Source organism: Mucilaginibacter agri, assembly GCF_009928685.1.
Taxonomy (GTDB): domain Bacteria; phylum Bacteroidota; class Bacteroidia; order Sphingobacteriales; family Sphingobacteriaceae; genus Mucilaginibacter; species Mucilaginibacter agri.
Window position 1 is genome coordinate 543,370 of sequence record NZ_WWEO01000043.1, and the last position, 14,424, is coordinate 557,793.

Sequence of the window (14,424 nt, forward strand, 5' to 3'; positions counted from 1 at the left end):
TAGCAATAACGTTGCCATGTCATCGTATTTGTTAAGAGTTCTATGAAACAAGTATAAAAGAAAAAAGAGGTGGCCCAGACAGAAAAGCGGGGCCGAGGGCAAGACCTGTGCAGTGGAGCTTTTTTCTGTCTTGATCTTTTCGTTACTTTTGGATCAAGCCAAAAGTAACTAAGCCTCCGCGGCTATGAGCGGACTAACGTAAATTATCGCAACAGATACGCTAATCGAAGCACCAGCTTTTGTGGGAAAGGGCTTCGAGTGCCCTCAGCCTGACAAATTATTTCTTAACTTAAGTTAATGTTACTTACGCAAACCTTCTTTTCAACAACTCAAAAAACTTCTCCGTAGTTCCCGGCTTATCCGCCCAGCGGTTTTTCTCTACGTAATTGCTGTTTAAGAAACGTTCGGCATCATCAAAGTTGTTGAAACGGTTAAGAATTTCAATGGCTTCGCTGTAAGCTAGGCTGTATCCATTAAACAAATCACGAACGAACAACATTTTGTCGTTAAGCGTAATGGCACCTTTAAGGTCTTTAATAGGTGGTAGGGCCGAAGGTGTCGCCTGGGTGTTGTTAGCCCGTTGTGCCGAAATCCTTTCGTTTAATGTTAATGGTCTTTCGGGCTCCGCGGCTGGGGTTGGCTGCGGCTCTGGTTGCCTGTTCAACTGGTAGGTCGGCATAGGTTCAGGCGTAGCAGTGTAAGTTGGCGTCTGCGGGGGCGTTGTGAAAGCGGGCACTTCCTGCTTTGGCTCTGGTGTGCTCTCAGTTTCTATTGTAGGCGTAACCATAGTTTCAGGTACATCAGGTTCCGGCTCAGCAAAGGTTTGTTCTTGCAGAGGCGTATGTTGCGGCTCCTGTCCTGTTTGGGCCTCATCGCGGTACGACGCGTTAATGGTACCCGCCTCGTCCTTATCGGCAGACGCAAAAGTCTCGGCTTCGTCGAGGGTTAAATCATTGCGAAGAACTTCGGGTTCAGTCCTGATAAAAGAAAAAGTATCACGGCCTGTTTCAGGTTCAATATTTATTTCAGGCTCCGGATTATTAGTTGGTATCTCAAATGAGAAAAGTTCCGGTTCTTTTTCGGGGATAGCTTCTGCAACGACATCCTCTTCCGGCTCGTCAACTTCTGGTGTAGTTTCTTCTGTATCGGTGTGGAATAGGTATTCTTTCTCGGCTTTAGGGTCTTCCTGATCAACTTCCGGTTCTTCAAAAGCATCTACTGGTTCTTCTTTTTCAGTAGCTACAGGCTCTTTTGTTTGATATGAAGGCTCATCAATTTCAATAGTTTCCTCGTGTTCCGTATGTTGATATTCCGGTTCGGTATATGCTTCTTCTGTTTGTTCAGTTACAAGTTCATATTGCGGTTCGGCAGCCAGATTTTGCTCTTCTTGCGGGCCTGCCTTTTCATTAACAAAATCAAAAACAAACTCGGGTGTGGTTTCTCCCGGCTCCTCGCCGGCAGGTTCTTCTATGTCGTAATATTCTTCGAGGGTAGGGGCTTCAATTTCAGTAAAATGCTGCTCGGGTACCTCTTCTGCAAAGGCTACGGGCGGCTCAACAACCAACTCTGGTTCGGCTGGTTGAAAGCTTGCTTGTGGCAATATTTCAGCGCTTGGCTGGTGCGGAGGAAGGCTTTTAGTAAGCTGTAAATTAAGCTTTCTTAATATCTCGAGGTGGTCTGATAAGAAGTGCGAATTGGCGGCAAACAGCTCGAGTTCAAGGTCATCTATGTTATCGGTCTGAGTCTTAAGGTAATCATATTGCTCGTTCAGTTCCTGTAAAATATTGCCTATTTTTTTAAATACGTCCTGCTGCCTCATGGTTATATGTTAGGAAAAATGCTATTCAAAAGTAGTATTAAATTCTGATATTAGCAGGCTTTAAGGAGTTATACATGCTGTTCAGTGAAGATGTTTTTAGGAGAAAAAGTGAGCTTGGCGGAAGCATAGAAGTTATCTGCGGATCTATGTTTTCGGGCAAAACCGAGGAACTGATCAGGCGGCTAAAACGTGCACAGATCGCAAAGCTTAAGGTAGAGATATTTAAGCCCAAAACCGACGTAAGGTACGATGAAACCAACGTGGTTTCGCATAATCAAAATGCTATTCCTTCTATTCCGATAGATCACTCATCTGCTTTGTTGCTCATGATCTCAGACAATGTTGACGTTGTTGGGGTTGACGAAGCCCAGTTTTTTGACGAAGAATTGCCGCATGTATGCAACGTGCTGGCCAACCGCGGCATCAGGGTTATTGTTGCCGGTTTGGACATGGATTTTAAAGGTAATCCCTTTGGCCCTATGCCTGCTATTATGGCCATGGCCGAGTCTGTTACCAAAGTTTATGCAGTTTGCGTACAGTGCGGCAGCCCAGCTCTTTATTCCTACAGGTTGGTGCCCGACGGTGCCCGCGTATTACTTGGCGAAAAAGAAAGTTACGAGCCACGCTGCCGCGCCTGCTTTAATGCGGGTTAATTGCCATCTCAATTTCACAATGCTGTTACAAAATTACTTAGTTGAACCAACTGACGGGTTTTGGCGTTATTAAGCTATTAACCTACCAGTTATGAGCAGCGTGAAAGTGATGAATATTTGGCAATGCAACCCCGATGCCGAAGATACATTTGAGCAGGAGTTGAAGCGGCTTTTTGATACATCCGTTGTGGAAGGCGGATGTATGTCTTATGAAATTTATCAACCCAAAGATTCGCAAAGCGAGTATATAGTGCTCGAAGAGTGGGCCGATGAGGATGCTCTAGGCCGGCATCAAAATTCGCCTCAATACAAACACTTCATTCGTATTGTTCCGGTTTTGCAGGCGTGTCCGCCCAAAAACAGTCAATTAAAGCGGCTGATTTAACTGAAATCGAGAAAAATTTTTTGCTATTAAAACAAAATAGCCATATCCGGTTGTTAATCTGATACATATTATGGCGATGCCATACTTTAAATGATGCTATAATCGACTATGAGCCATGTCTAAAAAAATTCTGGTTATTGAGGATGATAAAGATATAAGGGATACTATTGCCCTTTTTTTAAAGCAACTGGGGTATGAAGTAGTTGACTCGGAAGGGGCTAAAATCTTAAAGAATATCAACGAGATAAAACCAGATCTGATTTTACTAGACAATTGGTTGTCCGACTGGAAAAGCGATCCTAATGGTCAGCAATTGAGCAAGAGTCTTAAAACCAATCCGGCAACCGGAGATATACCTATAGTAATGATTTCGGCCGTAAGTAATATCAAAGAAATTGCAGAGGAAGGGCTTGCTGATGGCTATTTAAAAAAGCCATTTGATCTGGACGATTTAAGCAACATCGTTAAAAAATTCGCAAAGTAATTTCCGGCATAGTTGTAACTCCATTAGCGAAGGCCTATATTCGTTTTAACCAATTTTAAACTTATGATGAAGAAACTTTCTTTAGGCATTTCTATGCTTATATTATTTGTGCTATCTGCAAGTGCGCAAAATGGCGATGCAATCATCGGCAAATGGCTTAACCCAAGTGGCGAAGGACAGGTGCAGATTTACAAAAAAGGCGATAAATACTTTGGTAAACTTGCCTGGATAAAATTTCCCAACGATGCCAATGGCAAGCCAAAAACAGATGTAAAGAATCCAGACGCATCATTACGCAGCCGCCCTGAGTTGGGTTTAGAGTTGCTGAAAGATTTTACCTACGATGGGGATAAGGTTTACGAAAACGGAACTATATACGATCCTAAAAGCGGTAAAACCTACAGTTGTAAAATGGCTATAGATGGCACCAAGCTAAAAATAAGAGGTTATATCGGCATCTCATTGCTAGGCCGTACCGAGGTTTGGACGAGAGTGGAGTAGAAGACAAACAGAAATAAATGATATTTAAAAGATGGCTTCAGGCCATCTTTTTTTGTTTGTAACTAACTGACTTTGTGTCGATAATACACATAGCTTTTTAGAAAGATATGTTTGGAAATAATGAACCGGAATGATAAATTTGTTGTGTAACGATTTTGTTGCGACTGGATTTTTACCCCAATTTTAGACCATATATGATTAAACCTTTACTTGTTAAAACGAGCAAGTACTTTATTGCTTTGTCCTTTTTCGTCGCCTTATTTAGTGAGGCATCGGCTCAAACCGAAGCTGATGCAATTATGATTCCTAAAAATTATTTGTGTACCGGGGTAATGTATGGCCACAGCAGCTGGGACCATTACTGGGAGGGTACCTTTAAACGCGATAACGGAAATATCGGCACACTTACTACCCAGATGTATAGCCTGATGGCTAACTATGGTGTATCAAACAAATTAAACGTTTTGGTAAGCCTGCCTTATATTACCACCCATGCTTCGGCGGGTACGCTCGAAGGCCAGAAAGGTATTCAAGACCTTATGGCCTCGGTTAAATATATGCCGGTAGAAGCACAGGTTGGTAAAGGCGTAATATCGCTTTATGCCATTGGTAGTGTTTCGGTTCCCTTAAGCAATTATGTTGCTGATTTTCTGCCCCTTTCAATCGGGGTGCACAGTACCAACATTATGGGCCGCGCTATGGCCGATTATCAGTTGAGCAATTTCTTCGTTACCGGGTCTGCTCAGTATGTACGCCGCAGCAATATCACCATCGACAGAAACTCTTATTATACTACCGAAATGCATTACACCGACGAAGTGAAAATGCCTAACGTAGCGGTTTACAACTTCCGCACAGGTTACCGTAGCGAAAGCTGGATTGCGGAGGCAGTAGTAGATAACAATACCACACTTGGCGGTTTCGATATCCGTAAAAACGACATGCCTTTTCCGAGCAATAAAATGAACTTCACCAGTGCCGGGGTTAACTTTAAGTACACCTTTAGTAAGCCGGCCGGCTTGGAGCTTACAGCCGGTGGCGACTATGTATTACACGGCCGCAACGTGGGTCAAACTACAACAATACATGGCGGTATCTACTATTTATTTTCAGTTAAGAAAGAGAAGAAGGACAAGAAATAGCTTATAGGATTTAGCATAGCATAATGAAAAAGAATTTTTACTACATATTACCCGCACTGGCGATTGTGATGATCGGAATGTCGTCGTGCAAAAAAGATATCGTTGAGCATAACCTGGAGTTTAGCCCGTTAACGCCATCATCTCTTGATCTTAAAGCAGAGAATTGGAAGCCGGTTCTATTAACCAGCAATAGCCAGTTTGCTGTCGCTGCACCCGATGCTGTTACTTCGCCAGCCTACGTTGCCGATTTAAACGAGATCAAAGCCTTGCAACGCGATATTACAGACGATCAACGCAAACTTATTGCTTACTGGAGTGCTGGTTCTGTTTTACGTTGGAACGAAATTTTGCGCGAACTGGTGGCAAAGCATAACCTGCCGCCCTATCAAAATAGCGACGGCACGTATCCTGCGCCAAGTGCAGCCAATCCGTTTGCTTACCCGCAATTCCCGTTTTCTAATCCGCCGTATGCTGCACGCTCTTATGCTTATGTAAGCGCTGCGCAGTACGATGCGCTTATAGCTGCATGGCATTATAAGGTGTTATATAACAGGCCTGCCCCTTACAAAAATGATGCAGGAGTACAGGCGTTGATCCCCAAATCAGATTTGCCTTCATATCCTTCGGAAGATGCCGTGGTTGCCGGAACAGTGATTGAAATGATGAAGCTGCTGTTCCCGACGGAGATAGCCTATATTGAACAAAAGGAAGCGGATGAAAAAATGTATCGCCTGATTTCTGGTGCCAATACACGTGCAGAATGGGATGCCGGAGAAGCTCTAGGCAGGCAGGTGGCAGGTTTATTTACTGCGCGTGCTCGCACAGACGGCGCTGGTGCAGCCATTGGTACGCCTGCCTACTGGCAACAACTGGAAACTAATACCGCTGCCACCGGCCAGGTGCCGTGGATTAGTTTGGAATATCCTAAACGCCCGCCAATGCTGCCATTGTTTGGTAAGGTAGTGCCTTTTTTATTCCCCGCTACCACCGTAGCTAGTTTGAGACCGGGCCCGCCGCCATCAACCAGTTCTGACGAGTTTAAAAAAGAAACCGAAGAGGTGTTGTACTACAGCCAGCATGCTACTCGCGAAAACAAAGCTATAGTAGCTTTTTGGGCCGATGGTGCTGGAACCTACTCGCCGCCGGGTCACTGGAATGCCATTGCCGCCGAAGAGTTTGTAAAGCAAAATTATAGCGAAGTGCGCTGGGCACGTAACCTGGCCTTGATTAACATGGCCGAAATGGATGCCGGTATTGTATGCTGGGACACCAAGTATTTTTACTTTAATCCACGCCCTACACAAACCGATGCTAATATTAAAACGCTTACAGGTATCCCTAACTTCCCGTCATATTCTTCGGGCCACTCTAACTTTAGTGCCGCTGCCGCAACTGTGTTAACTTATTTGCTGCCTGATAGGGGCACTAAGTTTACAGATATGGCCCACGAAGCAGCCATGTCGAGATTGTACGGAGCTATTCACTATCGCACCGATTGCGATGCCGGTTTAGTTACCGGTAAACAGGTAGGAGATTACGCCGTTGCGCGCGCAAAAGCTGATGGAGCCGACCAATAATTAACCAACTATAAATCCAAATCTCTCAGAAAGCTGCGAACATTAGTTTGCGGCTTTTTTTGTACTCTAAATATTGGTTGTAGATTAGAGCTGCATTTAAATTGGTTTGAATATAGATATGGTTAAGAAAACGGTTGTTCGATATATTGCTGTAATGGTGTGGCTGGTTATGGTCGGCAAGGTTAGCCATGCTCAAATTGTCAGAAAGTTGGAACAGGGGCCCGATTGCAGCATCAGGGGTATGTCAATAGTTGATAACAATGTTGCTTGGATAAGCGGAAGTAAAGGATATGTGGGCCTTACCTTAAATGGAGGAAAAACCTGGAAGTGGCAACAGGTTAAAGGTTTTGAGAAAAGTGATTTTAGGGACATCGAAGCATTTTCTGATAAACGGGCTGTAATTATGAGTGCGGGTACGCCGGCTTTAATTATGCAGACAACAGATGGCGGTGAAAACTGGGAAGTAAATTATCGTAATGATGATAAAGCTTACTTTTTAGATGGGATGGATTTTTTTGATGCTAAACATGGCGTAGCATTCGGCGACCCTATTGATGGAAAGTTTGTTATGCTCGAAACCAATGATGGCAAAGTCTGGCAGCAATCTCAATCTGCTCCGGTAGCATTACCCAATGAGGCCGCATTTGCCGCCAGTGGCACCTGTATTAATATTGTAAAAGAAGATAAAAGCATCAAGATAGTAACCGGCGGCCCTGTAGCCAGGATGTTTAAAGGAAAAGCCGGCAACTGGACGATCGCAGATTTGCCGTTAACACATGGTGCCGATAGCAAAGGTGCTTTTGCAACCGCAGATGGGGGAGGCTATACCGTTGTAGTAGGGGGTAATTACAAGCAACTGAATAATCGTGATTCTACTGCGTGTTACTTTGATAAGGCAGATAACAATTATCGGTTGAGCAATACAATGCCGATGGGATATCAGTCGGGAGTGTGCTGGCTGGGCGGGTCAAACTTCTTATCAACAGGCACCTCGGGTACTAACATAACAGCCAACGGTGGAAAGAATTGGAAGCAAATAAACACAGAAAGCTTTAATGTTTGCAAAAAGGCAGCTAGGGGTACCTTGGTTTTGCTGGCCGGAGATAAAGGACAATTAGCTGTTCTGGATGCGTATGTGTCTCATAATTAAGCATTAATAAAAAGTTAAAAATAATTTAAGATTAGGCTTGCACTTAAAGCTCAATAATCCTATATTTGCACCACTTTAATCGGAAACGGTTAGATGATTCCGTAGCTCAGCTGGTAGAGCATTACACTTTTAATGTAGTGGTCCTGGGTTCGAATCCCAGCGGGATCACATTCACGCCCTCCGGCAAAACGAAAGCCCTTTAAACTACTTGTTTAGAGGGCTTTTTCATTAACTATCTTTTCAATAACCCTCACTAAAGCCAGGTTTCTGAACACCTCTGAGTAGTTTTTACCTTAGGGGTTTGAAACATGCCAACGATTTATGAATGAATGTTTTATGGGGTTTGGTATTCTCGAAGCCGGCATTCAATAATTCAGAGCTTAACCAACAATTGGATTTAAATTTTATACCGTATGAAACTTTGCAAACGTTCCGGGTTTATTTCACTATTAAATCCAATTTATGCGGCTATCACCGTGAATAAGGAAAAAGCGTTTGTTGCACTTAAACAGGACATTAGTTTAGAAGTTTGGGATTTCGGAAAGGGAGGGGCAAATTGCACCCGGGAGGAAGCCCGGATGATCAATGCTTATCTGGATGAGGTGCGGTTGTCACTGGACAACTGTTACGAGGGGCTGTTGTTAAAGGGAAAACTAGTCAATACACGCGCTGTGAAAAATGCCTTCCTGGGTCAGGACGACGAAGCCTTCACACTCAATAAGCTGATGACCTATCATAGTGGAACGGCGGGCAAAAGATTGGCCTTACGATCCTTAAACATTACTTCGTTACCCAGTGCTACCTGACCGCTTTTGTTGCGGCTAATTACCACGCGGACGACCTCTTGCTAAAAGATTTCGATCACGGTTTTATCTAGGGCTTTGATGCTTTTCTTCGTAGCCACCGGCCACAGAGCTACCACTAGCCTTTGAATGACAAAGGGGGCAAAGTGCATTAAAAGGCTTAGGAAGATGGTGCATTTGGGGCGGAATATGGAATGGGTCAGTAATGACCCTTTGCCAATTCACGATCAAAATGAAAAAAGTGGCGGACCGCTCCTATGAAAGCGCCGGCTAAGATCGAACGATAATAACTTCTCATGCTTGACGACTTTGGTATACAGCCTTTAGACGCACAAAATAGGGCGACATTAATGGAGATCTGAGGACAGGCACGGTAAGACCTCGCTGATCTTCACTTCGCAGTTGCCTGTGAGCAAATGGTTTGAAGTGATCGGTGAAGAAACGGTTGCAGATGTGATTCTTGATCGGATTGTTCATGATGCACACCGTATCGAGCTAAAGGAAGAATCTATGAGAAGAAAAAGTAACATAGATCCGGAAACAGCCATCAATGAAATTACCTTTTAAATAATTATTTTGTATGTGCTTTTATAGCATTTGCTGTAACCCAAAAGGTCTCTGGGGCAATTTAGCCCAAAACAGGGTGGTCACTATCACCATAAATATACAGTTAATCCTTTTCACAAGTTGTTTACCTGGATTGGAAACTATCAATTACAGCCTTCCATTTTTTGCCTATATTTTCGGTAGAGTACTCCAGCGCATTTCTTCTTGCGTTTGCCCCGATTTCAGCTCGCAGTTTTTCATTTTGGATTAACAGGCTTAGCTTTTCTACTATACCGTTCTGATTTTTATTTTGTATTATAAACCCATCTTTTTCCTCTTTTATTAATGCCCCTGTGCCTTCACAGTAATACGCAATAATTGGAACGCCACAGCTTTTAGCTTCGAGAATTACCATTGGCATTGCCTCATTATGCGATACCATCAGATAGATTGAACTTTTTAAATATTCGTTTTCAATATTTTTTATAGGTGAATTTATAGTGATATAATCATCCACTTCGTTTTCTTTAAATAACCCGGTTAAATAGGTTTCAAGCTCTCCCTCTCCAAAAATGTCGATATGCCAATCTGGATATTTAATTTTTAAATGTTTAGCTATAGGAACTAATCTTTCGTAGCCCTTTTCCTGGCTCAAACGACCAACTAAAAGGATCCTTTTGCTATCAAGTGCCGATATACGATCACTTAAAAATGGCAAGGCGTTAGGAATAACAACAGTATTTTTATTTAAACCTTTGACTTTCTCTCTAGCGGCATCGGTTAACACTACAAGGGCATCCAAATATTTATATGACAGTTTCATTAAAAATCTGGTACTACGCGGAAGATTAGAAAAGTCCCAATGCTCACACCCTATTATCCTGATCTTTTGCTTAGATTTTACAAATGGCAAAATAGTATTGAAGTTATGCCCAGTACTTATAATAAGTTGTGGCGACAATAAAGAAACCTGTTTTTGTAAATTTTTATATGCGGATAAATACCATCTCGGTTTTTTAGTAATTTTAATAGGAATACTGGGCAAATTAAGATGCTTGATATAAATCTCATCTCCGAAACTGTAAAATGGCGTATCCTCATTTGAGGAGCTGAAACTAATAATGAAAACCTCGTAATTTAGTGTTGCTAAAATACTACTTAAAACACAAGTTGTACGCTCAGTTCCCCCCCTTTTGGTAATATCCCCCAGAAGTATTAATATTTTCATTTATTTTTATATATACTAAATTTTAGTTTGTATTGCCTTGATAAATAAACGATTATCAAGCTCCATATCAGATACCGGAGGAAAAAGAAGAATTCGGCTCTTACCAGGAATACAGCATAAGACATCATTACGCCATAGCATACTAATGCATAAATATTTTTTGTTGCTTTAGCCAACATCATACTTATAAAAAAACCTAATCCCGACATTAACATTATAACACCTACCGAGCCAAATGACATATAGATATCGGCTATAATATTTGTTCCCAAACCCAGTTCACCAACTTCGCCCAATGTAAGTTTAGTTATTACGATAGATGAAGACATATCAAAAGGATTTAATCCGCATAAGGAAATAACAAAGTTTTGCAGAAAGGGAACCGGTGCCAAAAAAGAAGAGGACATAGAAAGCCCATAGGTTAACCCACTCTTGTTAACATATTCAATAGCTGTGTAACTATTTCTATTATTAATTATAAGATCCATTGCAATGTCCACAACAGAAAATGTTCCTTCTTGCTGATATCCTCTGAGCAAAACTAAAAGAAACATAAATGCCATACCTACAATAATTAACAAAATGAATTTGGGAAATGATACAGGCCGATAAAACAATGTGTATAAACCAGCTACAAGTAAGATAATTTGCATTGGAACTGTTCTGCTTCCTGTACTTATTATTATAAATACTATTGAACCGGCAGCTATGAGCGTAGTTTTGCCTATGTTTTTTAATTTTAACTCGTATGGATTTTTGTGTTGCAGGTTATTAAATTCAAGTATAATGGCCGATAGTATAAATGCAGGTACAAAAATAAATATGTAGTTTGCCATGCCAGAGCCCAGAGCCCCATCGCCCGAATAAGCGCCTTTTAAAGCAGTATATCCTCCTGATAAAACGTATAATATAAATATAAAGCTGGCAAAATAGCTCAAATGCTGATTAGGAACATAACTTTTAGAAACGTACCCGGATTGACTATTAGCAGGCTTGCTGTACAAAAAACTACCGGTGATATAAGAAGTGATTCCTAATAATGAAAGTGCAGATGCTTGAGGGATAACATTGGCGTCAAAATCGAATTGAAACGCGAAAAAACGAGTAGGGTCGTTTTCATACATGAAAACAGGATAAAAAAGGGTTACAAAGAAATAACCCACAAAAAAAACTGAATCGAAATCAAGATAATTTTTCTTTCTTTTAAGTATAAAAAATGCAATTATATTTATAAAGTACAGAATTGAGCAAAATACGCTATAACCGTAATTATAGGTAGTTGGGGCGAAGTAATACACCAATATTGCTTCGAGAAGTAACACAAAACTTACTAACTGCGATGGTTTTAGTTCCATTATTTAGTTCTTTCTGAACGGAACAGAAGATAAATCTTATTAAAGCGATAGCGTACACTCATCATTAATTTTAATCCCCAATCGCTTTTCAAGCCAATTAAAAAGCCACCAACTTTAGGCACGTCTCTGTCAAAAGAGGTATCAAACACATTGCTGTTCATAAATCTATGAATCTTTTTCAATAAATTTAAACGATCAGATTTATCTCTATTTTCTGTGGGGCGGTACATGGATATTAAAGCATATTTACTAAAGGACACATAACGACCATTGATGGCTTTAAGAAATTTTTCATTAAAATACTTCTCGTTTATTCTATTAAATAGCTTATGTTCTATCTCTAATAATATTTCTAATTTTTTGCTTGAGTGGTGGGTATTAGATAAGGAAGTATCTTGCGCTCTATTATAATGGTAATAGCAGCAATCTAATAAAGTTATAGAATTTATGTTTAAACAATATTGTAATGTGAAAATTTTATCCTCTCCATAACTTATTTGCGGATCGAAGCGAATTTTATTTTCTTCAATAATTTTCTTTTCAAATAATTTGTTGCAGGCTCCTCCCAGGCATTCTCTAAATTCAACCTCATACAATGCCTCTGTAATAGATTCATCCCGGTATCTTTTATGGGGTAAATGCAAATAACTTACCCGGTCATGAAAATCATTAGTAAAACCCTGGTACATCAATTGCGTCGGATTATTTTTTAACTCATCAAAATATGCCTGAAAAAAATCAGGTTCAACCCAATCGTCACTATCAATAAAAGCAACATATTGCCCGCAAGCATTGTTTAAGCCATTATTACGAGCATTTGAAACACCTTGATTTTTTTGATGAATTACATTAACTCTGTGATCTTTTGCCGCAAAGCTGTTGCAAATTTGTCCACTTGCATCAACAGAGCCGTCATTTACAAGAATTAATTCAAAATCTGTAAAGCTTTGTGTTAACACACTTTCGATACATTTTTCAAGAAATGCCTGCGCGTTATAAACAGGGATTATTACAGATAACTTAGTCTCCATTAGTGATTGCTCTTTTCAACGCCTGTAAATACTGCATTCCCCATTTAAGATCGGGCTCTATATAGTTGCCTTCTGCCCATTCATTCCACGATTTTAGAAAAACGATGCGTTTCTGTGGGTCTTTTTCTTTAACCATATCTATTGCACGGCTTGCATGTTCTTCAAAAAACTCTGGAGTAGTATTAGAAATCACTAAACCTTCTACGCCGCTTCGTGGGGTATGATCCCACCCTGGTATAATACTTGGAATTATATTTTCGCGACGATCTTCATCATCCAAAAAATATTTCGCCATCGTTTTATAGGAGTAAACTAATGGGACTGATTTAAACAGCCTATTGAGCCTCGATTTTAATTTTTGCTGAATGTTACGCTTGTTAAAAAAGGCAATAAGGCGGGTGGTAATAACCGCGTCTACACCAGCCTCTAAGACTTCGTCTGCCGAGTTGTTTATTCCGTTAGTTTGACCAACAAAATAGATGCCTTTAAGTCCATTTTCTTTGGCCAGTTTTCGCCAGCATTCCATAAAAGTTTTCACCTCCGGGTGCGCCAGGGGTAAATAAATTACAAAGAGTGGCTTACCATCAACTTGAATATACCGATCGTCTTTAAAAGCTTGCAACACTGTATAAAAGTGTGCAGTGTAATCTTCCACACCAGGATATAACTGTTCAATAAGCATATTCCGGTTTTTTAACCCATGTGCAAAGCCTTTCCAGCTTTCATTGGCCCAGGCTAAACAAAATGGAAAATCGGGTTCACCGCTTGCCAAAACTTCATTAAATGGCCTTTCAAGCAATCTCTTGCCATTTCCAAACCAATAATGCCAATAGCAAAAGCCTTCAATACCATGTTCTTTAGCTAAATCGGCCTGGGCTTTCCTGGTTTCTGGTACTCTAAGATCGTAGTAACCCAAATCAGCAGGAACCCTGGGTTGATAGTGTCCTTTAAATAGGGGTTTGGCCTTGCCAACATTTCTCCATTCTGTAAATCCTTTTCCCCACCATTCGTCATTCTCTGGTACCGGATGAAATTGAGGTAAATAATATGCTATAACGCGGGCCTTGTTTTTGCTATTTTCAGACATTTAGACTAATCTTTTAATTATTTTTGATGGAATGCCGCCTACAACGCAATTGGCGGGTACGTTTGAGGTAACAACCGAATTAGCTCCTATAATTGAGTTCTCCCCTATGTGTACGTTTCCTAATATTGACACATTTTCTCCAATCCAAACATTGTCTTCTATAATAACGGCTCCTTTTGAATATAATGGCCTTTCTGATGGGATAATAGCTAGCGCGCTGTTAGTAACTTCTCCATGGGTATGATCGGTAATTAATACATTACTACCCACTAAAACATTGTTACCAATTTTAATTAAATTAATGCTTCCTAAATGACAGTTGAAATTAAAAATAACGTTATTACCTATTTTAATTTCGGGTGTGTAAGTACTATCCTGAAATTTATCCCAGGCTTCAATACGAAAATGACTCCTGCTGGAAAATCTATCGCCTATTTCTATATATTGAGGGCCTTTCAATATTACAGGATATTCGAATGCGAAATTATCGCCCAATTTATTTAAGAGCATTTTTAAATAACAACCATAGCATATTTGAAAAAAGCCAGATATCTTTTTACTTAAATACTGGATAAACTTAGCAGGTAGTATTGTTAAAAAAAATAAAATTATTGACTCTAATACCTTCCTTTTATTTACCATTTGCTTAACACTTAATATTAT

General features: G+C 40.6%; 14 protein-coding genes, 1 tRNA gene and 1 pseudogene. 10 read left to right on the top strand and 6 right to left on the bottom strand.

Features of this window, described 5'->3' with window-relative positions; all coding sequences use genetic code 11:
• Nucleotides 1-304: 304 nt before the first annotated feature.
• Nucleotides 305-1,819 carry a hypothetical protein gene (locus GSY63_RS15335; RefSeq protein ID WP_166586688.1) on the bottom strand — a complete coding sequence of 505 codons (1,515 nt, stop codon included), beginning with the start codon at nucleotides 1,817-1,819 and terminating at the stop codon, nucleotides 305-307.
• 74 nt (nucleotides 1,820-1,893) lie between these two features.
• Here GSY63_RS15335 and GSY63_RS15340 point away from each other — a divergent pair, with 74 nt between their 5' ends.
• The 10 genes and pseudogenes from GSY63_RS15340 to GSY63_RS25215 form a co-directional block, all read left to right on the top strand.
• On the top strand, nucleotides 1,894-2,472 hold the full coding sequence (locus GSY63_RS15340; protein ID WP_166586689.1) for a thymidine kinase: 579 nt from the start codon (nucleotides 1,894-1,896) through the stop codon (nucleotides 2,470-2,472).
• 91 nt (nucleotides 2,473-2,563) lie between these two features.
• On the top strand, nucleotides 2,564-2,857 hold the full coding sequence (locus GSY63_RS15345) for a putative quinol monooxygenase (protein ID WP_166586690.1): 294 nt from the start codon (nucleotides 2,564-2,566) through the stop codon (nucleotides 2,855-2,857).
• A gap of 115 nt (nucleotides 2,858-2,972) precedes the next feature.
• Nucleotides 2,973-3,341: a response regulator gene (locus GSY63_RS15350; protein ID WP_166586691.1), complete on the top strand. Its 369-nt coding sequence runs from the start codon at nucleotides 2,973-2,975 to the stop codon at nucleotides 3,339-3,341.
• A gap of 66 nt (nucleotides 3,342-3,407) precedes the next feature.
• A complete protein-coding gene (locus GSY63_RS15355; protein WP_166586927.1) occupies nucleotides 3,408-3,842 on the top strand; it encodes a DUF2147 domain-containing protein in 435 nt (144 codons plus the stop codon).
• Between the two features lie 194 nt (nucleotides 3,843-4,036).
• On the top strand, nucleotides 4,037-4,984 hold the full coding sequence (locus GSY63_RS15360; protein ID WP_208094553.1) for a hypothetical protein: 948 nt from the start codon (nucleotides 4,037-4,039) through the stop codon (nucleotides 4,982-4,984).
• A gap of 23 nt (nucleotides 4,985-5,007) precedes the next feature.
• Nucleotides 5,008-6,561: a phosphatase PAP2 family protein gene (locus GSY63_RS15365; RefSeq protein WP_166586692.1), complete on the top strand. Its 1,554-nt coding sequence runs from the start codon at nucleotides 5,008-5,010 to the stop codon at nucleotides 6,559-6,561.
• Between the two features lie 118 nt (nucleotides 6,562-6,679).
• A complete protein-coding gene (locus GSY63_RS15370) occupies nucleotides 6,680-7,711 on the top strand; it encodes a WD40/YVTN/BNR-like repeat-containing protein (RefSeq protein WP_166586693.1) in 1,032 nt (343 codons plus the stop codon).
• A gap of 95 nt (nucleotides 7,712-7,806) precedes the next feature.
• A tRNA-Lys gene (locus GSY63_RS15375) sits at nucleotides 7,807-7,879 on the top strand.
• A gap of 245 nt (nucleotides 7,880-8,124) precedes the next feature.
• Nucleotides 8,125-8,517 (top strand): Arm DNA-binding domain-containing protein, encoded by a 393-nt coding sequence (locus tag GSY63_RS15380; RefSeq protein ID WP_166586694.1) that lies wholly within the window; start codon nucleotides 8,125-8,127, stop codon nucleotides 8,515-8,517.
• A gap of 287 nt (nucleotides 8,518-8,804) precedes the next feature.
• Nucleotides 8,805-9,081, top strand: a pseudogene (locus GSY63_RS25215) (ATP-binding protein); the annotation flags it as partial.
• Between the two features lie 124 nt (nucleotides 9,082-9,205).
• Here the strand turns inward: GSY63_RS25215 and GSY63_RS15390 are convergent.
• Genes GSY63_RS15390 through GSY63_RS15410 form a run of 5 tightly spaced genes read right to left on the bottom strand, consistent with a single transcriptional unit; the run spans nucleotide 9,206 to nucleotide 14,403 of the window.
• Nucleotides 9,206-10,288 (bottom strand): glycosyltransferase family 4 protein, encoded by a 1,083-nt coding sequence (locus tag GSY63_RS15390; protein ID WP_166586695.1) that lies wholly within the window; start codon nucleotides 10,286-10,288, stop codon nucleotides 9,206-9,208.
• Entirely contained in the window at nucleotides 10,285-11,643 is a 1,359-nt protein-coding gene (locus GSY63_RS15395) for an O-antigen polymerase (RefSeq protein ID WP_166586696.1), read from the bottom strand. The genes GSY63_RS15390 and GSY63_RS15395 overlap by 4 nt, the downstream gene beginning before the upstream one ends.
• Nucleotides 11,643-12,674 (bottom strand): glycosyltransferase family 2 protein, encoded by a 1,032-nt coding sequence (locus GSY63_RS15400; RefSeq protein WP_166586697.1) that lies wholly within the window; start codon nucleotides 12,672-12,674, stop codon nucleotides 11,643-11,645. Before GSY63_RS15400 ends, GSY63_RS15395 begins: the two co-directional genes overlap by 1 nt.
• Entirely contained in the window at nucleotides 12,664-13,761 is a 1,098-nt protein-coding gene (locus tag GSY63_RS15405) for a glycosyltransferase WbsX family protein (protein ID WP_166586698.1), read from the bottom strand. The genes GSY63_RS15400 and GSY63_RS15405 overlap by 11 nt, the downstream gene beginning before the upstream one ends.
• Complete coding sequence (locus GSY63_RS15410; RefSeq protein ID WP_208094554.1) at nucleotides 13,762-14,403, bottom strand: acyltransferase; 642 nt, start codon at nucleotides 14,401-14,403, stop codon at nucleotides 13,762-13,764.
• Between the last annotated feature and the right edge of the window lie 21 nt (nucleotides 14,404-14,424).